This is a genomic window from Fictibacillus sp. S7 (assembly GCF_004127935.1).
Classification (GTDB): Bacteria; Bacillota; Bacilli; order Bacillales; family Fictibacillaceae; genus Fictibacillus_C; species Fictibacillus_C enclensis.
In genome coordinates, this window is the sequence record NZ_QJKL01000001.1 from 3352084 (window position 1) to 3373881 (window position 21798).

The 21798-nt window shown below is 45.4% G+C and carries 22 protein-coding genes and 1 pseudogene; 18 read left to right on the forward strand and 5 right to left on the reverse strand.

Annotated elements, in window-relative coordinates:
* Positions 1 to 5: 5 nt before the first annotated feature.
* The 11 genes from murA (at position 6) to DMO16_RS17460 (ending at position 10856) form a co-directional block, all read left to right on the forward strand.
* Positions 6 to 1322: a UDP-N-acetylglucosamine 1-carboxyvinyltransferase gene (gene murA / locus DMO16_RS17410; protein WP_061973608.1), complete on the forward strand. Its 1317-nt coding sequence runs from the start codon at positions 6 to 8 to the stop codon at positions 1320 to 1322.
* Positions 1323 to 1585: 263 nt separating this feature from the next.
* Complete coding sequence (locus tag DMO16_RS17415; protein WP_129478861.1) at positions 1586 to 3247, forward strand: M4 family metallopeptidase; 1662 nt, start codon at positions 1586 to 1588, stop codon at positions 3245 to 3247.
* Positions 3248 to 3582: 335 nt separating this feature from the next.
* Entirely contained in the window at positions 3583 to 4605 is a 1023-nt protein-coding gene (spoIID, locus tag DMO16_RS17420) for a stage II sporulation protein D (protein ID WP_129478863.1), read from the forward strand.
* 311 nt (positions 4606 to 4916) lie between these two features.
* The gene (locus DMO16_RS17425; RefSeq protein ID WP_164988948.1) at positions 4917 to 5702 is read left to right on the forward strand and encodes a M23 family metallopeptidase; all 786 of its coding nucleotides are present in this window, start codon (positions 4917 to 4919) and stop codon (positions 5700 to 5702) included.
* Positions 5703 to 6319: 617 nt separating this feature from the next.
* Positions 6320 to 6586, forward strand: a complete 267-nt coding sequence (gene spoIIID, locus DMO16_RS17430; protein ID WP_026677325.1) for a sporulation transcriptional regulator SpoIIID — start codon at positions 6320 to 6322, stop codon at positions 6584 to 6586.
* A 191-nt stretch (positions 6587 to 6777) separates the two neighbouring features.
* A complete protein-coding gene (locus tag DMO16_RS17435; RefSeq protein ID WP_129478867.1) occupies positions 6778 to 7779 on the forward strand; it encodes a rod shape-determining protein in 1002 nt (333 codons plus the stop codon).
* 112 nt (positions 7780 to 7891) lie between these two features.
* On the forward strand, positions 7892 to 8710 hold the full coding sequence (locus DMO16_RS17440) for a flagellar hook-basal body protein (protein WP_129478869.1): 819 nt from the start codon (positions 7892 to 7894) through the stop codon (positions 8708 to 8710).
* A 15-nt stretch (positions 8711 to 8725) separates the two neighbouring features.
* Positions 8726 to 9547, forward strand: a complete 822-nt coding sequence (locus DMO16_RS17445; protein ID WP_129478871.1) for a flagellar hook-basal body protein — start codon at positions 8726 to 8728, stop codon at positions 9545 to 9547.
* A gap of 14 nt (positions 9548 to 9561) precedes the next feature.
* On the forward strand, positions 9562 to 9870 hold the full coding sequence (locus tag DMO16_RS17450) for a DNA-directed RNA polymerase subunit beta (protein WP_129478873.1): 309 nt from the start codon (positions 9562 to 9564) through the stop codon (positions 9868 to 9870).
* Between the two features lie 134 nt (positions 9871 to 10004).
* On the forward strand, positions 10005 to 10433 hold the full coding sequence (gene fabZ / locus DMO16_RS17455; RefSeq protein WP_061973632.1) for a 3-hydroxyacyl-ACP dehydratase FabZ: 429 nt from the start codon (positions 10005 to 10007) through the stop codon (positions 10431 to 10433).
* Between the two features lie 216 nt (positions 10434 to 10649).
* Entirely contained in the window at positions 10650 to 10856 is a 207-nt protein-coding gene (locus DMO16_RS17460; protein ID WP_061973635.1) for a hypothetical protein, read from the forward strand.
* 241 nt (positions 10857 to 11097) lie between these two features.
* Here the strand turns inward: DMO16_RS17460 and DMO16_RS17465 are convergent, their stop codons facing one another.
* Positions 11098 to 11370 carry a hypothetical protein gene (locus DMO16_RS17465; protein WP_061973637.1) on the reverse strand — a complete coding sequence of 91 codons (273 nt, stop codon included), beginning with the start codon at positions 11368 to 11370 and terminating at the stop codon, positions 11098 to 11100.
* Positions 11371 to 11689: 319 nt separating this feature from the next.
* Between DMO16_RS17465 and DMO16_RS17470 the strand changes: the two genes are divergently transcribed.
* The 3 genes from DMO16_RS17470 to DMO16_RS17480 all read left to right on the forward strand — a co-directional run bounded on the left by DMO16_RS17470 (position 11690) and on the right by DMO16_RS17480 (position 14039).
* Positions 11690 to 12742, forward strand: a complete 1053-nt coding sequence (locus tag DMO16_RS17470) for a processed acidic surface protein (RefSeq protein ID WP_129478875.1) — start codon at positions 11690 to 11692, stop codon at positions 12740 to 12742.
* On the forward strand, positions 12743 to 13420 hold the full coding sequence (locus DMO16_RS17475) for a class D sortase (RefSeq protein WP_206738118.1): 678 nt from the start codon (positions 12743 to 12745) through the stop codon (positions 13418 to 13420).
* 109 nt (positions 13421 to 13529) lie between these two features.
* Positions 13530 to 14039: a GNAT family N-acetyltransferase gene (locus DMO16_RS17480; RefSeq protein ID WP_129478877.1), complete on the forward strand. Its 510-nt coding sequence runs from the start codon at positions 13530 to 13532 to the stop codon at positions 14037 to 14039.
* Positions 14040 to 14053: 14 nt separating this feature from the next.
* On the opposite strand, the pseudogene DMO16_RS17485 reads toward DMO16_RS17480, so the two are convergent.
* The 4 genes and pseudogenes from DMO16_RS17485 to DMO16_RS17500 form a co-directional block, all read right to left on the reverse strand.
* A pseudogene (locus tag DMO16_RS17485) lies at positions 14054 to 14344 on the reverse strand (phenolic acid decarboxylase); the annotation flags it as partial.
* Between the two features lie 6 nt (positions 14345 to 14350).
* Positions 14351 to 15043 (reverse strand): OmpA/MotB family protein, encoded by a 693-nt coding sequence (locus DMO16_RS17490; protein ID WP_061973645.1) that lies wholly within the window; start codon positions 15041 to 15043, stop codon positions 14351 to 14353.
* A 6-nt stretch (positions 15044 to 15049) separates the two neighbouring features.
* Positions 15050 to 16618 carry a hypothetical protein gene (locus DMO16_RS17495; protein WP_129478879.1) on the reverse strand — a complete coding sequence of 523 codons (1569 nt, stop codon included), beginning with the start codon at positions 16616 to 16618 and terminating at the stop codon, positions 15050 to 15052.
* A 112-nt stretch (positions 16619 to 16730) separates the two neighbouring features.
* A complete protein-coding gene (locus tag DMO16_RS17500; RefSeq protein ID WP_129478881.1) occupies positions 16731 to 17933 on the reverse strand; it encodes an ROK family transcriptional regulator in 1203 nt (400 codons plus the stop codon).
* 129 nt (positions 17934 to 18062) lie between these two features.
* Here DMO16_RS17500 and DMO16_RS17505 point away from each other — a divergent pair, with 129 nt between their 5' ends.
* The 4 genes from DMO16_RS17505 (at position 18063) to galE (ending at position 21773) form a co-directional block, all read left to right on the forward strand.
* A complete protein-coding gene (locus DMO16_RS17505; protein ID WP_061973651.1) occupies positions 18063 to 18449 on the forward strand; it encodes a VOC family protein in 387 nt (128 codons plus the stop codon).
* 170 nt (positions 18450 to 18619) lie between these two features.
* On the forward strand, positions 18620 to 19600 hold the full coding sequence (gene galT, locus DMO16_RS17510) for a galactose-1-phosphate uridylyltransferase (RefSeq protein WP_129478883.1): 981 nt from the start codon (positions 18620 to 18622) through the stop codon (positions 19598 to 19600).
* Positions 19601 to 19602: 2 nt separating this feature from the next.
* Positions 19603 to 20781, forward strand: a complete 1179-nt coding sequence (locus DMO16_RS17515) for a galactokinase (protein WP_129478885.1) — start codon at positions 19603 to 19605, stop codon at positions 20779 to 20781.
* Positions 20781 to 21773, forward strand: coding sequence for a UDP-glucose 4-epimerase GalE (gene galE / locus DMO16_RS17520; protein ID WP_129478887.1), 993 nt, complete (start codon positions 20781 to 20783; stop codon positions 21771 to 21773). Before DMO16_RS17515 ends, galE begins: the two co-directional genes overlap by 1 nt.
* Positions 21774 to 21798 lie beyond the last annotated feature (25 nt).

Below are 21798 nucleotides of genomic sequence, written 5' to 3' on the forward strand. Positions count from 1 at the left end.
TATCGTTGGAAAAAATCATTGTCCGTGGTGGTAGGCGGTTAGAAGGCTCTGTGAAAGTTGAAGGAGCAAAGAATGCCGTACTGCCTGTCATCGCAGCATCCATTTTAGCCAGTAAAGGCACAAGCACGATTAAAGATGTGCCGACCCTTGCTGATGTATATACGATTAACGAGGTTTTGCGTTATTTAAATATTGAAGTTAAGTTTGAGAACGGCCAAATCAAAGTTGACGCTTCCAGTACTCTTAAAACAGAAGCTCCTTTTGAGTATGTTCGCAAAATGCGCGCTTCTTTCCTGGTAATGGGACCGCTTCTTGCGCGTGTCGGGATTGCCAGAATTGCTTTGCCGGGAGGCTGCGCCATCGGATCACGTCCGATTGACCAGCATTTAAAAGGCTTTGAAGCCATGGGTGCAACAGTTAAGATTGGTAACGGTTTTATCGAAGCAAGCATTGATGGCCGTTTGAAAGGCGCGAAAATTTATCTCGACTTCCCAAGTGTTGGAGCAACCGAAAACATTATTATGGCTGCTGCTCTTGCTGAGGGAACCACCATTCTCGAAAACGTTGCGAAAGAGCCTGAAATTGTGTGCCTTGCAAACTACATCAACTCCATGGGAGGAAAAGTAGTTGGAGCTGGGACAGGAACCATTCGCATTGAAGGCGTGGAAGAATTGAATGGTGCCGAGCATACGGTTGTTCCGGACCGTATCGAAGCAGGTACTTATATGGTAGCCGCTGCGATTACCGGAGGAAACGTATTGGTGGAAGGCGCGATTTCTGAACACCTTCGCCCATTGATCGCCAAGATGGAAGAGATGGGAATCGAAATTAAGGACGAAGATAAAGGTCTTCGTGTCATTGGGCCAAAAGAACTAAAGCCTGTGGACATTAAAACGATGCCGCATCCAGGATTCCCGACAGATATGCAATCACAAATGATGGCATTGCTTCTTCGGGCGAGCGGTACAAGTGTCATTACAGAAACCGTTTTTGAAAACCGCTTTATGCACGTAGAAGAATTCCGCCGCATGAACGGTGATATTAAAATTGAAGGTCGCTCAGCTGTAATCAATGGACCTGTTTCCTTACAGGGAGCAGAAGTTGCTGCTACAGACCTTCGTGCAGGAGCAGCTCTTGTTCTTGCTGGATTGGTCGCAGACGGCTATACGCGAGTGACCGAGCTGAAACACATTGACCGTGGATACGTGAGATTTACAGAAAAGCTCCGTGATCTGGGCGCTGATATTGAGCGTGTCAATGAAGAGTCAACGAAAGTTGAAAAAGAAGAAACATCGGTATCATTAAAATCTAATCTTGCATAATTCATATTGAGAGCTTCCCGCAATTTTTGCGGGAAGCTTTTTATACGTCTGAGTCATGTCAATAGTGCCAATAGCAGATTCTACTTTATGGAAATACAGGGATATAGACCCAGGTGGCATTTGAAGACACTTTAGTTTAGTAAAATATAATCAAAATTTTTTGAATAGTGTGAATTTAAAAATAAATAGTGTACTATTAGATGGCAAGGCAATCCACTTGGTAGATTGCCTTGCCATTCTATTAGAAAAAGGGGATACTGTTTATGAAGAAAAAGGCTCTGGCATTAGGATTATCAGTCGGTATGGCAGCTTCTTTACTTTCTCCTGTCAGTTCGCTGGCTGCACCCAAAAATGTATTTTCAAGCTACAAGGTCAGCCAGGAAAAAGGAACGCCGGAATTTGTTTCAGGCAGTTTGACTAAAGCTTCAGGGCACAAAGCGGAAGCGGTTGTACTGGGATATTTGAACCAGCAGAAGAGTGCCTATAAATTGGGATCACAAAAGGCTCAGGATTCATTTACCGTAGCGTCTAAACAGAAAGACAGGCTCGGATCAACGGTATTGCGACTTCAGCAAGTGTATCAAGGGGTTCCGGTCTGGGGCTCTACACAGGCAGCAGTAGTGGACAAGGAGGGCGTCTTGATGGTGGTATCTGGTTCGGTGGTCCCAAACCTTGAACAAAAGAGCGGCCTGAAGAATACAAAAAAGATTTCTGCAAAGAAAGCCATTGCTAAGGCTGTAAGCGATTTAGGCTACACGCCTGATTATGAAAAAGCACCGACTGCTGATCTCGTTGTTTATACATCCGGCAATGAAGCGGTCTATGCCTATCTTGTCAATTTAAACTTCCTTTCTCCTGAACCGGGTAACTACAATTATTTTGTGGAAGCGGCAACAGGTAAAATTATAAATAAATATAACAATATTGATGAAGCTCACGGACAGCAGGCTGCCGGCAAGCCGGGCGGAACACTGACGGGAACCAATGCGACTGGAACAGGAAAAGGTGTATTGGGAGATTTCAAAACATTGAGGACCTTATTGTCCGGTTCTACGTATTACCTGCAGGATAACACAAGGGGAAGCGGAATCTTTACATATGACGGAAAGAACCGCCAGTCTCTGCCAGGCTCTTTATGGGCCGATGCGGATAATGCTTATAACGCGACATATGATGCGCCTGCTGTAGATGCTCACTATTATGCCGGCGTCACGTACGACTATTATAAAAATGTATTCGGAAGAAATTCCTATGACAATAAAGGCGGCGCTTTAAAATCAACGGTTCACTACAGCCGGAATTACAATAATGCGTTCTGGAATGGATCGCAAATGGTTTACGGAGACGGGGATGGAACGACTTTTGTTCCTCTTTCCGGGGGAATTGACGTTGTAGCCCATGAATTAACCCATGCGGTTACAGACACCAGCTCCGACTTGGTGTACCAAAATGAATCTGGGGCATTAAATGAAGCCATCTCTGATATCTTTGGTACACTCGTCGAATATTACGACAACCGCAATCCCGATTATGAGATCGGTGAGGATATTTATACGCCAAAGGTTGCAAATGATGCACTCCGCTCCATGAGTGATCCCACAAAGTATGGTGATCCTGATCATTACTCCAAGCGATACACAGGTACAAGCGATAACGGAGGCGTACACACAAACAGCGGAATTATCAATAAGCAAGCCTACTTGCTCGCTGTTGGGGGAACCCACTATGGCGTAACCGTTCCCGGCATTGGAAACAGCAAGCTTGGAGCCCTGTACTATCGTGCCAACACGGTTTATCTGACGGCAAATGCGACGTTCAGCCAGGCTAGAGCCGCTCTTGTTCAATCAGCGGTCGATCTTTACGGAGCCGGATCGGCAGAAGTGAACGCGGTAAACAAATCATTTGATGCTGTAGGTGTCTATTAAAATGCATGAAAGGGGCTGTCCTGAAAGTCAGAAATTGACCTTCAGGCAGCTCTTTTTTGCGTAAAAAGCTTCCATGAAAAGTTGATTGAAGTGGAGGGTGCGAGACTCCTGTGGGACTAGCGTGACAGGTGAGACTCCCGCAGGCGCCTGCGCCAAGAGGCTCACCGCACGCCCCACGGAAAGCGAGCGGCCTGGAACGAAAATCAACGGCTTCCAGACTTCTTGGACAGCCCCTCTTTCTATGAAGCAAAACGATAGAGTAAAAAACAAGTTCTAATAGGGTGCGGTACTCCATAAATTGTAAAGACTAATCAAATTAGTGGAGGCCAGCCTGAATGTTCATACGACTGAAGCCGATCAGCTTCTATCTCTCTATTTTTGTACTGGTTCTTGTTCTGATTCCAGCTCTCGTCGTGCTTCCCTATTCTTCCAAAGCGCCGCAATTGCTAGAAGCAAAGCCAAAGAAAATGCAGCAGAAATCCGTAGAAACGCTTTCCTCTACCCTGGCTGTTCCGGTATACCGGACAGTGGAAGAAAAGGTAGAGAAGGTGCCGCTCGAAGATTATGTAAAAGGGGTTGTCGCGTCGGAAATGCCTGCTGATTTTGAAATGGAAGCCTTAAAAGCACAGGCGCTGACAGCGAGAACCTATATCGCTCGTATGCTTGCGAACAAGAAGGATGTGAATCTACCAGGCGGAGCAGCGGTCACTGATTCCATCCTCTACCAGGTGTATAAGAGCGATGATGAGCTGAAAAGGCTCTGGGGCAGTGATTATGAGAAGAAGATGCAGAAAATCACCAAGGCCGTAGCAGCAACCCGGGGAGATATTCTAACGTACGACGGACAGCCCATTTTCGCCAGTTTTTTCTCGACCAGCAATGGATATACCGAGAACAGTGAGGATTATTGGGGCACAAAATATCCTTATCTCAAAAGTGTGAAAAGCCCCTGGGACAAAAACACCCCTAAGTTTTCACAGAAGCAGGAGATTCCTCTTTTAGAGGTGGAAAGTAAATTGGGAGTTGGGATTAAGGACAATGGATTAATTGGTAAGGTAACCAACAGAACCGAGGGTAACAGAATAGCCAGCATCACCATTGGCGGAAAAACTTTTAAAGGAAAAGACGTCCGTGAAAAACTGGGGCTTCGTTCATCGGATTTCACCCTGACAAGAAAGGGTAACAAAGTAATCGCGGATACCAAAGGGTTTGGCCATGGCGTAGGCATGAGCCAGTATGGTGCCAACGGAATGGCAAAGGACGGTAAGAATTATAAAGAGATCGTCAAGTATTATTATAAAGGTATCGCCATCACCGCTTATCATCCCCAGGAAGAACAATCCACCGTAAAAAAATAATCAAACCCGGCGCAATTGGCCGGGTTTTTTGCTGTACATCTCTTTGGAACAGGGGGCAAAAATCATCATTGATTTGTTGACTGAAGGGAAAGGGGCGAGACTCCTGGAACGAAAGTCAATCCCTCTTGAAAAAAGTCATGCATAAATTTCTTCCTTTTGTCGAAAAATAAATTCCGGAAATTTTTCATGCCAAAGTATATATTTTCTGAATTCTGTTCAGAATGGTTGCTGAGGTGATGATAAAAATGAAAGATGAAGAAAAGCAAACCCAAAAAACAGTTCCTCTAAAAGGGAGGAGAATGGGGAAATTCATGAAAAAACGTTGGGTATATCCCGCAATCTATCTCGCATTTGCTGCTGTCGTTCTGGCTTCTGTGCTTTGGTATCAAAACGGTGCTTCCAATTCTAAAGATACGCCGAATGGTGCATTCCAAAATAATGAAAAAGCCGTACCGGTCAGTGTTTCCAAGGAAGTTTTCAAAATGCCGGCCAAGGATCCAAAAAGCGTAGTGATCAAAAAAGAATTCTTTAACCCGGATGCATCAGCAAAAGAACAAGAAGCTGCTCTCGTATTTTATAATAATATCTACTACCAAAACAAAGGAATTGACCTGGCTACTGAGAGCGGAAAAACGTTTGATGTCACTGCTGCTATGAGTGGTAATGTTACAAAATCCGTGAAAGACCCTGAGCTTGGATATGTGGTAGAGGTTGAACATGCCAACGGCTTAATCACTCACTACTCTTCGCTTGCTTCCGTTAAGGTAAAAGAAGGCGACATGGTAAATCAAGGTGAAGTTGTCGGTGCTGCCGGCCAGAACCTGTATGACAAGGATGCTAAAATCCATGCTCACTTTGAAATCCGCAAAGACGGAATCGCCGTTGATCCTGTATCAGCGTGGAACCAGTCTGCTTCCCAAATCGAGAAGCAAGTGGACAAGCAAGAACAAGCAAGCAAAAAAGATGAAAAAGCTTCCGTTGAAAAAGAAAAGTCTGACGCTGCAAAAGAAAGCAGCGCAGCTCCTAAGCAAAAACAGGAAAAAGAATCTTCTTCAACAAGCGAAAATACAAAAGAATCCTCAACCAATGATAATTGAGGAAAACGATAGGCAGCCTGCATAGCGCAGGCTGCTTATTTGTTGTTTGGCAGTCTTGCGATTATGAAAATGATTGGTTAGCCTTCCAATGCTGATCGCCTCTGAACGCCTGCTTCAGCTTTTCTTGATCTAGCTTCAGCAGGCAGAGGCTCGATCATTTCAGTCTTTTTCAGAAAACAAAAAGCGTTTTATGAAAAAGCCTTCCAATGCTGATCGCCTTTGAACGCCTGCTTCAGCTTTTCTTGATCTAGCTTCGGGGACCAAATAGGACGAAAAAGGTTCACTTTCGTCCCTGCTATGCCGTTTCACTCTCTCACAAAATACAAAAAGCGTATTTGTGTTCGAGAGTTCCAACGTCTTCGCTTTTAAACGGTCACCTCAGCTTTTCTCCTTGTCCCAGTTGAGATTTTGGCATATATGTCCGTTCGTCTTAATAAGATGATACAAAACCTACAATTCTTTTGAGGGTGAGCGGTGAGAAGACGTAGTATGGCTGCGGTGAGAAGGGGACGGGACACTCTAAACATCATGAAAAACACACACAAGGACAGGTCGCGTAGCTTGAACATAGAAGTCTCTATCGCATCTCTCACATCCAATTTGGGGAGGCGAGTGGTGTGCACGATTACATCAAAGAACGAACCATCAAGATAGGAAGGTATATCGTGGAGACAAGAAAAACTGTGCGTATGATCGCAAAAGAATTTGGTGTCTCGAAAAGCACCGTTCATAAAGATCTGACGGAACGATTACCTGAGATTAACCCGGATTTGGCGAACAATGTGAAAGAGATTCTGGAGTATCATAAGTCCATCAGACATTTGCGGGGTGGTGAAGCGACACGTGTAAAATACAAAAAAGGAGCGGAGGAAGTCGTCCAATAAGAGGGCTCACCTGAAAGCGGCATGCAAATCTGCATGCCGCTGAGTTATGCTTAAAGAAAATGTCTTAAAAAATTAACATATTTTTTCCCAGTTCAACAAAAGTTATGATAGAATGTTTTATTGGATAGAAATTCGAAAATTGACGAAATTTGTAAGATGTGCTGGTTGAAACATACAGGGAGGACTTTTGAATGTTTTCAAGGGATGTTGGTATTGATCTCGGTACGGCCAATGTATTGATTTATGTAAAGGGCAAAGGCATTGTACTGGATGAGCCATCCGTGGTCGCAATCGACACGAACACGGGAAAAGTGCTGGCTGTCGGTGAAGAAGCCCGAAGAATGGTGGGGCGGACCCCCGGCAACATCGTGGCCATCCGCCCGCTGAAAGACGGCGTGATCGCCGATTTTGAAGTAACAGAGCAAATGTTAAGACATTTTATTAATAAAATAAATGTAAAGGGCATGTTTACCAAACCGAGAATACTGATATGCACCCCTGCGAACATTACCTCTGTAGAACAAAAAGCCATACGGGAAGCGGCCGAGAAGTGCGGCGGCAAGGCGATTTATCTGGAAGAAGAACCAAAAGTGGCAGCTGTCGGTGCCGGAATGGACATTTTCCAGCCAAGCGGCAATATGGTCGTTGATATCGGTGGAGGAACAACGGATGTGGCGGTTCTGTCCATGGGTGATATCGTTACTGCCTCTTCGTTAAAAATGGCAGGGGACAAGCTGGACGGCGAAATCCTGAATTATATAAAGAAAGAATACAAGCTTTTGATCGGAGAAAGAACATCAGAAAACATTAAATTGAATGTGGCTACTGTATTCCCTGGAGCACGGGATGAAGAAATGGATATCCGGGGCCGGGACATGGTAACGGGGCTGCCGCGTACCATTACCATTCGTTCGGAAGAAATTACACAGGCGCTGCTTGAGCCGGTTATGATGATGGTGCATGCGGCCAAAAGTGTGCTTGAAAAAACACCGCCTGAGTTATCATCGGATATTATTGACCGCGGTATAATTCTAACGGGCGGCGGGGCTTTGCTGCACGGAATTGATCAATTATTTGCACAAGAATTGAGAGTTCCGATTTTTATTGCGGAAGAGCCGATGAAAGCCGTGGCCAATGGAACGGGTCTTATGCTCGAACACATGGATAAATTGCCAAAGCGAAGATTCAAATAAATGATAATGTAAGCCCGCCAAAAAAGGCGGGCTTTTCTCTTTTTCCTTCATATTGAAAAAAACCTGCCGATACTAAACGTATACAGACTGTTCGGAAAGAGGAGGCTCGATTATGCTGAGAGGATTTTATACAGCAGCGGCCGGTATGATTGCTCAGCAGCGGCGGCAGGAAATGCTGAGCAACAATATTGCCAACATCAATACACCTGGCTATAAAGCCGATCAAACATCACTGAGGGCGTTTCCAACCATGCTGCAGCAGCAAATGGGAGGCACAGAGGGGGTGGCAGGCCAAAAGGCTGGGCAACGGCCGATTGGCAATCTGGCCACAGGTGTTTACGTACAAGATGCGGTACCGAATTTTGTTCAGGGAGACCTGCAGGAAACCGGCATAGGGACCGATCTCGCCATTTTGCAGGGATCACTTCCCGTGGACCGGAAAACCGGAAAACCTGGCTCACTGTTTTATACTGTTGAGACGAAAGACGGAGAGACAAGATACACAAAGAACGGGCATTTTACGGTGGATACCGTTAATCATCTGGTGACTGCAGAAGGGAACATTATACTGGATGAGAAAGGAAACCCGATTACGGTATCAAGTGAGAATTTCACGGTCAGCCCGGATGGGACGATCCTCGATCAGGGCCGTAACGCAGGCAGGATTGGTGTTTCACTGATTTCGAATCCAATGGATCTCGTCAAGGAAGGAGACGGCCTGTTCAGGCTTACACACCCCGGTTCAGCAGCCGTTTATACGGGGACCGGCTTTCAGATCAAGCAGGGATTTATTGAGCGCTCTAACGTGGACGCTGAGCAGGCTATGACAGATATGATGTCGGCCTACCGTTCATTTGAAGCCAATCAGAAAGTACTTCAGGCATATGACAGGAGCATGGAAAAAGCGGTGAATGAAGTGGGCAGAATCTGATAGGAGGATACGTTAGTGAACACATCCATGATTAATGCATCGGTAACGATGGGGCAGCTTCAGCACAAGCTGGATACGACAGCCAACAATATGGCAAACAGCAATACTACCGGCTTTAAATCAAGAGATGTTCAGTTTTCCGACCTGTTGTTTCAGCAGATCAACAACAAACTGGACGGACGGAATGAACAGGGACGGCTTACACCCGCAGGGATCCGCTCGGGCAGTGGAGCAAGGGTTGGCACTACCGGATTGAACCTTGGGATGGGGGCATTGAAAACAACAGACCGCGCGCTTGATCTTGCACTGGTAAAGCCTGAATTGTTTTTTCAAGTTCAGGGGACGGGTACAGACGGTGAAGACAGTATTGAATATACGAGGGATGGAGCATTTTATCTGAAGCCAGGCAGCGCCAAGGGTGAGCTGGATCTTGTTACTTCAGACGGCAATGCGGTTATCGGCCAAAATGGTCCGATTCGGATTCCTGAGAACTATAAAGAAATTTCTATTGGACAAAACGGGAATCTTTCGGTAACGTTAGATAATGGAAGGATCATCAACAGCGGCCGATTGGCACTGGTTGAGGCGGTCCACCCCCAGCAGTTTATCGCGGCGGGGCACAATTTTAGAATTCCGGCTGGTGTAAATACCAATCAAGTGGTACGGGCTGCAAACCCGGGCAACACGGACTTGAAGCAGGGCGCCCTTGAAATGTCCAATGTGAATGTAGGAAACGAAATGACGGAGATCGTCAATATGCAGCGGTCCTACCAATTTAACGCCCGCACCATTACGATGGCGGACCAAATGATGGGACTGGTCAACGGAATTCGTTAACAGGTGATGAAAAGATGGCTAACGAACTCAGCAGGGAAGAGTACCGTAAAAATAAAATAGAAGAATCCAGGCAGAAGGAAGCGGTAAAGACAAAGGAACCGAATCCACAAGAAAGCGAGAAGCAAGAGACGGAAACCGTAAAGTCAAGAAGAAGGCGCTTCCCGATTTGGCTTCGCTTGATTGTTATTGCTGTTTTAATGGTAGTTTGCCTTATGGCTGGAGCAATCATCGGCTATTCCGTGGTAGGCGACGGGAAAGCTGGAGATGTCTTCAAGAAGGAAACATGGATGCATATTTCCGATTTGATTAATCAAAAAAAGTAATGAATCACAGATAGAAAGAGGGGGCTATAAGCCTTCTTTTTTTGAGCCATTGGATTAACCTTTTTCAATCATGTATAATGTCCAGAGACACATAGAAAGCTAACTACGTAATTAGAGGTAAAGGAGTCATTTCCATGAAATTAAACATTGAACAAATTAAAGAAATTATTCCCCACCGCTATCCGTTTTTATTGCTGGATACGATTGAAGAACTGGAGCCGGGAAAGCGTGCAGTCGGTAAGAAGAACATCACTGCCAATGAAGAAGTCTTTAATGGTCACTTTCCCAACTATAATATCTTTCCGGGCGTTATGACATTGGAAGCTTGTGCGCAAACAGGCGCGGTGGCTCTTCTCTCCATGGAAGAATACAAAGGTAAGATTGCCATGTTTGCCGGTGCAGATAAAGTACGATGGAAGCGTCAGGTAAGACCGGGAGACACACTTTTAATGGAAGTGGAGCTGCTTCAAATCCGCAGAGGAATCGGCAAAGGCAAAGTGACTGCTACGGTTGACGGAGAACTTGCCATGGATGCTGAAATTACTTTTGCAGTGGGAAAATAAAGTGAAGAGAGGGCCAGTAAACAGTGGTTTACGGCCTTTTTTGTCGTCTTTTTTTAAGCGCGTATCAATAACTTTAACCTACTGTAAAGCCTGTGTAAGGTATTGGTAAATCGGGTTTATACCTTGTTTTTTCTTGATATAGTAGGGATAGAACCGCTGATGATCAGGTGTAGCGTGGCGGTTCCAATCTGAACTGATCGAAGGGAGAACGATGGGATGAACAAAAGCTTTTTAATGAAAATTGGGGCTTCTCTTTTGGCGATTATGTTAATGACAGCTTGTAACAGCAACAGCGACACCGAAAAACAGGATTCCAGCAAAGGAACAGAACAGAAGGTAGATGACGAGAAGAAGGCTGACCAGACAAGCACTGACAGCGAAACAAAAGAAACAGGTACAGATACTGAAAAGTCTGATCAATAAATGTTAAAAAAGCACGCCCGGATAAGGGCGTGCTTTTTCATTTATACAAGCTTGATGTGATAGTCTTTCAGCCATGTGTTGACGTGAATCAAATATTCCATCAGCTTGGTGGCTTGATTAACGTTTACGTAAACGTGAAATATGAACTATTTTTAGGGATTGAAAACCGTGTTTGCCATACTTGTGCTGTACTCCGCAATAGTCCGATGTGAGGAAAAAGAAAAACCGCTCTTGCAAGCGGTCAGTCTCTTGAATATTTGGCCAGGATTTCCTCGCGGGTGTCGGCGCCTTCCACTCCTGACCGTATAGCTGAAACGAGCAGGTCATACTCATCCTTGGTAATTTCCGCAACCGAATTTTTGGGAAAGATATAAGGCTTGCCGATATCCTTGGTATCCAACTCATTCATTAATTCGATTTCATCTTCCTTTTCCCGGCATTGGATGGGATCGAAGGTAAAGACTCTGCCGAATTCATCTTTAAACTCTCTATTCATATTGATAAAATAACGCAATGAACATTCTCCTTTCTATCCATTTCCTGTCTTACTAGTCATACCCGGTTTGATGGAGTTGGAGACATAAAAAACTATAAAACTTTTTTTCAAATCAGGGATAAAAAGCGAGATTTCGGGAATGATAGAAGTACCCCCTTTTTTATATATCTTTTTGTCTCCGCTTCCTTAAGAGGCGGCTTTTTTTTGCCTTTTTCTGGTTCCTTCCTGGCTTATTTTACCAAATATTTACCTATTAAATAGGTCTAAAGAACCATGTAATAAAACCGTAATAATCTATACTAGGATTAGGAAACTAAAACATATTCAGGAGGAACGAATGAAGAAGATTTTATTAAGCATGCTGGCTGTTCTCTTAACCTTTTACTTCTTGCCTGCAAATGCATTTGCGGCGGTAAAGGATACTGATCTTACGGCCTATCTAGCAGAAATAAGCAAGGAACGCGGCTATGAAATTAGCAAAGAAGACTATGATAACTACCTTTCCGATTATGCCGACAGCAGCCTTTCGGATTTTAACACAGTGGAAGAACTAAAAAATTTCTTGGGGCCTGTGATCAAAAGCGACAACAGCAACCTTAATGAAATCTACAGCGAATATGATTTGAACGAACAGAAGCTAAAGGATCTGTTGGCAAAGAATGGCGAACAAATTGAGGATTACATTTATGTAGATGATCTTGATTTTGCTGTCTCCAGCCTCATGTACGGCGACGCAGGTTCAGATGAGATGCCAAGCGAAGAAGATCTTGCAGCCATCGAAAAGGAAATGCAGGGCGCTTTGGCGGAGATTGACCTGACACCAGAAGAGATCGATAACTTGATGAACCATCTGCTTTCCCTTGAAAAGGATCTCAATAACCCGGAAACTGAAAAACAATTGATGGCCATTATGGACCGTATGGCTGCCATAGATTCGGATCATCCGACAAAGGCGCAGATTCAGCAGGTTGGACAGGCATTTGAAGATTTGCTGTCCATCTTTCAAATGAAAGCTAAGTTTTATATTGTTGATGGGAACAAGAAAACAGCTGTGACTGCAGCGGAACTTATGCAGATGACCGTGCTGGAGGGAGATTACCTTTTAATCGAGCTTTATGACTTAAAAGGCAATCTTTTGGCAGATATGAAAATCACGTCTGATATTGCCAAGGGCAGTGCCGGGACAGTAGGTCAGGTATCAAAAACGGTAGAAAAAGCAGTGGCTTCTGCCCCGCAAAAGCCGGTTAAAGCACCAAGTCAAAAAACGCCGCGCACCGTAAACGGCGGAAAATTGCCAAAAACGGATTCCAACAACCTGGATGGCGCGCTGGCAGGATTGGCCATTATTGGAGCCGGATTATTTCTATACCGCAGAGCAAGGATGTCATAAATGACCGAGAGAAATCAAATGGAAAGAAGACGCCGGAAAAAAGGGCTTCTTCTTTCTTTTTCAATCATTGTCATTATACTGGGTGTCGGCATCTTTTCGAAATATCTCATGGAATATTCCAAAGGATATTTCGCTGGTGAAAGGGTAGAGCCCAAAGCATATGCCCAGCATAAAAAGGAAGCTGACACGGGCAAGGAAACGGCCAAGGTGACGAAGAATGATCCGGTCCCTGCCAAGGAAGAACCGCTGTATAAAAAGAGACCTGAAATCGGAGAGAAGATGGGCACTCTTTATATACCAAAGCTCGAAGCCAGGCTCCCCATTTACCATGGAACAAACGAGGATGAACTGGCCAAGGGAGTCGGACATTATAAGGGAAGTGTTCTCCCCGGGGAAAAAGATAATTCTGTTCTGTCAGGACACCGTGACACAGTATTCCGAAGCCTGGGAAAGGTCGGAAAAGGAGATACGCTGGAAGTGACAACGTCTGCCGGCACCTTCACCTATAAAGTAAAAAAGGTCAGGATTGTTGATAAAGACGACCGGACGATCATTGTGCCGAAGCCGCGTGCGGTTTTGACGGTCAGCACCTGCTACCCGTTTGATTACATTGGTGCAGCGCCAAAGCGATATATTCTGGAGGCCTTTTTGGTTTCATCACAAGTAAGCAAATCATAACGCATGCGAGGGGTGGTATCATTTCCCTTCGCTTTTTTGTTTTGTCTGGAGAAAGTAAATTTTGATAAAGTAATAGAGATGCGAAAGATTCTACAAAGGAGGATACACCATGGTACATATTCGGGATGCCCTTCTTCGCGATTTACCCGCGTTGTTGGATATTTATAATGAAGCCATCCGGACATTGACGGCTACCTTTGATCTGGAGGAGCAAACATTGGAGCAGCGAAAAAAATGGTTTGAAAAATACGGGGGTGCTTTCCCGCTGATCGTTGCCAAAGTGGACGGAAAGGTTGCCGGCTATGGCTCTCTCAGTCCTTTCAGGGATAAAGAAGCCTATGCCCGTACGACAGAAGTTTCCCTGTATATCTCATCAGAATTTCGGGGCCAGGGAATAGGGAAAGAATTAATGAAGGAAATCCTTCAGAGGGCCAGCAATCTTGGTTACCATACGGTAATCGGGGGGATTACAGGAGGGAACGAATCAAGCGTTCGCCTGCACAAACGTTTCGGCTTTAAATTTGTTGGCTGTTTGAAGGAAGTAGGGCACAAATTTGATCGGTGGCAGGATGTCCATTTTTATCAGCTTATATTGGATACTGAAAAAACGAAGGGATAGCACCCTTCGTTTTTTTATTTCAGCATTTTAAGTTTTCCGGCATGAATGTCGTCTGTCATTTCTTCGTATGGAGCTTGGGCTACCATGTTCTCATTGTTTACGCCGGCATTTTCAATAAATGTGATATCTGCAAATTCATGAATTACATATTTTGGATAGGTTTCATAATTCTCACCGGACTCATGCATAAGGTCAATGTGATCGTTTTGGTAGCAGACCGTAATCTCTGGATGTTCATGAACCCATTTCTGAATGAAGATGACACCATGCATACGTTTTTCTTTTGGCATAAAGTTCAGCGATAATTTATTTTACTGCTGATTCACAATGTTCTTGAGTTTGTTTTGCCATTTGTTATCATCCAAAATGATCTGAAACGAGATCCGGCGGTTTTTTTGCAGAGCGGCAGGTGAGCTTCCCTTGGCGATCGGCTTGTATTCGCTGTATCCGGTGGCAGCGAGATACTGGGCATAGGGAAGGCGTGAGAGTTTCGGATTAGCTTTTGCCAGATATTTTACGACGGCGACCGCCCGTTCTGTAGAGAGGGACCAGTTGTCATACGGAACGGAATCGGTATGACCTTCTACCAGAATAATATAAAGATATTTACTCATGTCTTTTTCATCGATAATCTCCGCGAGCGCATCAGCCAGGGGGTTAAGAACCTTCTTCCCCTTATCGCTGACTTCTGCGCTTCCCGTATCAAACAGAATATTGCCCTCGACCGATATGGTATTGTTTGGCCCACGAACCACTTTATCTTTCCCCACATTTTTTTCAAGCTGTTTTTCGATCAGGTCCGAAATGTGCTTTTTCACATCGGCCACCTGGTGAAGCTCCTGTTTGATCTGTGATTGGTCATACGCATTATAAATACTCTGAACGTACGCAAGAATGGCGATGAAAATCATGATGAGCACCATCATGGCCATCATATCGGTAAAGCTGGGCCAATAGATTTCTTCCTGGTGCTGTTCGGCAAACACATCTTTACGGGCACGCATGATTCATCACCGCCTTCTTGGTTCCTGCGAGCTGATGAGCCTTGCCTCATGTTCCCGGTTATCATAGACCGTCTGATTGTCCACGGCTGTCTGGTACATTCGCTGAAGCAGCTGGTACATGTCCCCGAGCGTCCGGTTGCTGCTGGTGAAGTCGCGCGACAGTCCATGAAAAAGGTTCTCCAGTGTCCGGGCAAGCTCCCGCATGTCATCATTGCGCTGAGGCTGGGATTGCTGGCTGAGCTGCCTTTCCCTTTCCAGTACGTGGCGGATTTGTTCCACAAAATCCCGCTTGATATGCTCAACCGCATTGTAGAATCCTTTTTCAAGCAGCTGTACGGAAGAGGCAAAATCGGCGGCGGCCCTGCCGTATTCCCCTTGTTTTTCAGAATAGCGATAGTACCATTCTTCCTGTTTCTGGCCCAGCCGGTTTTCCAGGTTTTCATGCTGGCTGACATAATGCTGTAGCTGCTCCTGCATCACCCGGGTGAGGTTGCCGGCAAACTCCTCCGAACGGCGCTGGAATTCGACAAGCATTTTATCCGACCGCTGGATCAGCAGCTCGAATTTTTGCTGCCCGGCATTTTGGCGATCGGCTCCTTTTTGGAACTGCTGTTCAAAAGCTTTGATCTGTGAAGTCAGGACACTGATGCTTTGATCCACCGCTTTATGCATGCTGTCCTGTTTTTCGGTGGTTTTTTGAAGCTGATTCCCGAATTGCTCGAGTGTGCTGGTGGAAGCGGCAAACGACTCGCTGTGCAGCCGCTGCGCATGCAGAATGCCTTTTACATCCTCCATGGCCGTTTTCAGCCCGGCTGTAAATTCGGTCATCGAGCTGCCGAATTCACCCACACTTCGCTGGAAGCTTTCTTCGATTTTCACTGCAAGTCGGTCGAGCAGACGTTCAGCTGAATCCTGGGGCTTTTCCTGCAATAAAAGGCTGTTGAAGGCATGATCGAGGTAAACCTCACAGTCCGACATGACTTTTCCTTGAAGGTACGTAAGGGAAGAGCCGCGGGAGAGGAAACCGGTTTGAAGAATATTGAGAATCAGAGCTCCGCCGATCCCTGCGATACTCGTAATAAAAGCAACGCTCATACCTTCAAACGGAGCAGTTAACGAGGAAATGATCGAATTCATGGTCATGGTCGGCCCGCTGGCGGCATTTCCAAGTCGGAACAGTGTATCCTGCATGGAAAGAAGGGAAAGGGTGAGGCCGATAAAAGTACCCAGCACCCCGAGTATGATGGTAAAAGCCGGAAGCTGCTGCATCACTTTTTGAATATTGCCCACAGGAACACGCATCAATCCGACCAAGGGAATGCGCTCCTGAAAGAGATGTTTTTCAATTAAAGCTTGTGTATTCAGGGACGAAACACCAGACAAATGATATTGGCGATAATCCGAGCATACACGCTGGATCCAGCGGGAACGCGGCTGCATTGCAGTCCGGGTTTCAAGTTCCTGCAGCTCTCTGATCCAATTTTTCAGTCTATACCCTGTCTGGGCGTAACCAATCAGTCCGGTAAGAACCAAAATACCAATCAATCCAACAACGGCACTTGTTAACAAATCCATGCTGTCCACCCCTCCGTTTCCATACAAGCATATGAAGGGCAGGCACTGGCTAGTACACCGGGTTTACGCGCAAAAGCCCGTTCCCTGGCAGGAAACGGGCGTCTTTTTCGACTTACTGTATGGAGAAAAGCTCAGAAAGCAGGAGGGAAACCGCGCCAATAGCGGTGGCTTTATTTCCGAGCCCTGAGAGCCGGATATCGGTTTGCTTTGCCCGTTCTGTCAACGCCATCTTTGCAATGGTTTCTTTTACCGCGTCCAATAGAATTTCACCGGCATTGGCTACACCTCCGCCAATAATAATCCGTTCGGGATTTAGCAGGTGGATCAGGTTGATTAAGCCGATGCCGAGGTAAATCCCTGCAGAGTGCAAAATGTCCCTGCTCAGTTGATCTCCCTCCATAGCAGCTTTGTGAATCAGGCGGCCGCTGATATTTTCCAGATTTCCACCCGATAGTTCAGTTAACCGGCTTTCTTTTCCGATGGCCACTTCTTTTTTGGCTTTTTCGGCAATCGCGGGGCCTGCAGCCAGCGTCTGCAAACACCCATAATTTCCGCAGCTGCACTGTTTTCCGCCAATATCAATTGTCATGTGACCAATTTCTCCAGCAATAAAATGTTCCCCGTGAAACAATTGTCCATTTATGACGATTCCTGCCCCGATTCCGCTGCCGACATTTACGGCAACTACACTGGCTGCGCCGCTTCCGCTGCCGAACCAAACTTCACCCAGAGCAATCGCTTTTGCATCATTTTCCACCTTTACAGGAAGGTTAAAGGTTGTTTCCAGTTCCTCTTTTATAGGAATATTTCTTAAATCAAGATTCGGGGCATAGAGCGATATTCCCCGGTCGACATCGACAACACCGTGCATGGCCACACCAATGCCGATGATTTTATCTTCTTCCTCTTTGTACTGATCCAAAAGCCCCTGTATTTCTGATTTCATCATTTTTAATAACTCATCTGCCGTAACAGGTAGCGAAAGAGCTTTTTCACTAAAATGGTGGACGCCGCCATTTAAATCAGTCAGTATGGTTTTAATATCTTTTGGCCCCGCGTCGAGCCCAATGACATAAAAGCTTTTTTCATTAATGACCAGCATGGTCGGTTTTCGGCCGCCCTGTGACTCTCCCTGAATGCTTTCCTTTATAAGACCCGAATCGATCAGTTCTTTTACAATAGAACTGACAGTTGGGGGCGTCAGCTTTGTATCCTTGGCAATCTGCGCCCGGGAGATCGGGCCCTCCAATCGGATTTGATTTAAAATAATACTTCGATTCAACGATTTCATGAATTGGAACGTACCACGTTGCATGGCAATGACACCTCAAGTTAATTTAATTAATTAACATATAGTATACCTTCTTTTTATCATTATGGATAGAAAGAGATGGGTTTGATAAAATTTACTTAACAGATCATTCAATGAAATGGAGGACTGAGTTTGGAAATTCGGCGGCTGGACCACTTGGTTTTGACGGTAAAGGATATAGAAAAGACCTGTGAATTTTATTCCAGAGTGTTAGGCATGAAGGTAGAGACTTTTCGACAGGGAAGAAAAGCGCTTACGTTCGGGATCCAAAAAATCAATCTTCATCAAGCGGGCCGGGAATTCGAACCAAAAGCTGGAACACCCTTGCCAGGCTCTGCGGATTTGTGTTTTATCACGGATATCCCTTTAAACCATGTGATAAAACACCTGGAAAATCATGAAGTATCTTTGCTCGAAGGACCGGTGGAAAGAACGGGAGCCGAGGGACCGATTACTTCTGTATATATTCGTGATCCGGATGAGAACCTGATTGAAATCTCCAATTACATCGAAGGCTGAAAAACCGGGAAGCTCTCCCGGTTTTTTATTGTAAAAATGGTGTCTCTGGGTATGCAAACCTTTTCACTTGTGGTAATCTGGTATCAACTTAATAATTTAATTTAACAAAGTTCAATAGACGTGTGACGTTTTTTACAACACTTAATAAATACACACTAGGAGGAAATACAATGGCTGAGTTACGTTATAATCCTTTATTAAAGGACTGGACGATGGTAGCGGCAAGCCGGCAGAACCGCCCGCACATGCCGAAGGACTTTTGTCCGTTTTGCCCGGGTTCCGGAAAAGTTCCTGATCACTATGATGTTCATTTATATCATAATGACTTCCCTGTGCTGTCACCGAATCCACCGCAGCCGGATGCAGTTGGTGGAAGCCTGTATCAAACAAGAGAAGCGCATGGGAAATGTGAAGTGGTTCTGTATTCACCCGGCCACTACGATACCATCCCGGATCTTTCACGGGAGCATATGAAGAAGCTGATGGACCTGTGGACGGATACGTTCGTACAGCTGGAGCAAGATCCTAACCACGAATATGTCATGATTTTTGAAAACCGGGGAGAGGAAGTCGGAGTAACCATGCCTCATCCACATGGTCAGGTGTATGCTTATCCATTTGTCCCGTTAAAAGTAAAAACAGAACTCAATGCCTGCAAAGAGTATTTCGAAGAGAATAACCGCAACATGTTTGACGATATGATAGCAGAGGAAAAAAGGTTTGGTGAGCGGGTGATATTGGAAACCGAGCATTTTATCGCGTTCATTCCGTTTTTTACAGACTATCCCTATGGCGCCTATATTGTCGGCAAAGATGAAAAAACAGCCATCACCGAGTTTTCCGAAGAGGAAAAAATGGAACTTGGCGATATGCTTCAGGAACTCGTTGGCGGCATGGATTTGATTTACGATAAACTATTTCCGTATATGATGGTCATGCACCAGCGGCCTTCAGACAGAAAGGATGACTATAACGATTTTTACCGGTTCCACATTGAATTTTATCCTCCGCTTCGTGCAAGTGATAAAATAAAATACAATTCTTCCTCTGAAACCGGTGGATGGGCATCGGCCAATCCGACAAAAGTAGAAGACAACGCAGAAATTTTGCGGAACTGCATACAGCGATATCATGAAAAGAGGGGGAAATAAGAATGGAGCAACAGCTCGCAGAACAATTTCTAAACTATTTTCCGGGAAATACCGACGAGGTTCGACTTTTCTTTGCGCCAGGAAGGGTCAATTTGATTGGGGAGCACACGGATTACAATGGCGGCTATGTTTTTCCTGCGGCACTGTCGATCGGCACGTATATGGCCGTGCGCAAGAGACAAGATGGGATTTACCGTTTGAAGAGTGGAAATTTTCCGCAGGAAGTAACTGTGGATGCCAATCAGCCTATCGTTTTTTACGATGCTGATGACTGGGCTAATTATCCAAAGGGCATTCTTTTACAGCTGCAGAAAAGCGGAATCTCTCTTTCTGGCGCAGATGTGTTATACCATGGCAATATTCCGAATGGTGCAGGTCTTTCTTCTTCCGCATCCATCGGAATGGTCAGTGCGTTTGCTTTTTCAGCGGTTGAAAACAGCGAAATCGATATGCTGGAGCTTGCCAAGCTGTGTCAGCGCATGGAAAATGAATTTATTGGGGTAAACAGCGGAATTATGGACCAGTTTGCTGTAGGCTTCGGCAAAAGGAATGAAGCTGTATTTCTCAATTGCCAAACCTATGAATTTGAGATGATTCCACTTGAAATAGAAGGTTACAAGCTTGTGATTACCAACACCAATAAACGCAGGGGGCTGGCCGATTCCAAGTATAATGAGCGAAGAAGCCAATGCGAGCAGGGGCTCCAAATCATTCAGCAGCATTTGAAAGATATAGAGACCCTTGGTGAGCTGACTCCTTTTCAATTCAAAAAAGTAGAACAGTATATAGAGGATGAAGTGATCAGGAGAAGGGTAAGACACGTGGTAACCGAAGATAACCGTGTGCAGAAGGCGGTCGCTGCGCTTGAAAACAGAGATATCACTGCCTTTGGTTTATATATGAACGAATCCCACATGTCACTAAGAGATGATTATGAAGTGACAGGTACAGAGCTCGACACGCTTTTTGATCTTCAAAAAGAGCAGCCCGGGTGCATTGGAACAAGAATGACCGGTGCCGGGTTCGGCGGTTGTACCATTTCTATTGTAAAAGAGGAACAGGTGGAAGATTTCAAAGAAAACGTAGCTGGCCGATATACGGAAAGAACAGGTTTAGTGCCTGACTTTTATGTTTGCGAAATTGGAGACGGAGTGAAAGAACTTAACGGGGTGAAACGATAATGGCAATCTTAGTTACAGGCGGTGCAGGTTATATCGGAAGTCATGCGGTGCTGCATTTGCTGAATAAAGGGGAAAAAGTAGTTGTATTCGATAACCTGCAAAAAGGCCACCAGGAAGCGGTTATGGAGGGCGTTTCCTTTTATAAAGGAGACCTTCATGACAGTGAGCTGCTTGATGCCGTGTTTGCAGAAAATGAAATTGAAGCAGTCATCCATTTTGCAGCAAATTCACTGGTAGGAGAAAGTGTGGAACATCCAATCTCCTATTATCAAAATAATGTAGCAGGGTCTTTGAATTTAGTAGACCGCATGGTGAAAAACGGCGTGAAAAAGATTGTTTTTTCATCCACGGCAGCGGTATACGGTGAGCCTGAAACGGTTCCTATTTCGGAAAGTGACCGCACGGTTCCAGGAAACCCGTATGGTGAAACCAAACTGGCTATAGAGAAACTTCTTTTTTGGGCGGATCAGGCCTATGGCTTGAAGTCGGTAGCCCTTCGTTATTTTAATGCGGCAGGAGCAGATCCTGAAGGCAGAATTGGCGAAGACCATACACCGGAATCTCACCTTATTCCGATCGTTCTGGAAGCGGCTCTCGGCAAGCGGCCGCATGTTTCGATTTTCGGAGAGGATTACAAAACGGAAGACGGGACATGCATTCGCGATTACATCCATGTGATGGACTTGGCGGAGGCTCATTATCTGGCCCTCGAAAAGCTCAAAAGCACAGAGGAGAGCGGCGTGTACAACCTGGGTAATGGCACGGGGTTTTCGGTCAAAGAAGTGATTGAAACATGCAGGGAGATGACCGGACGGGAGATTCAAGCGGTCTCCTCGCCAAGAAGAGCGGGTGATCCGGCTGTTCTGATTGCATCATCGCAAAAAGCGAAGGATGAACTGGGATGGATTCCTCAATATCCAGATTTGAAGGAAATCGTCAAACATGCATGGAATTGGCATGTGAATCATCCGGACGGTTATTCCGCTCAATAGGCATTTGTGGCTCGTAAAAAGGGTA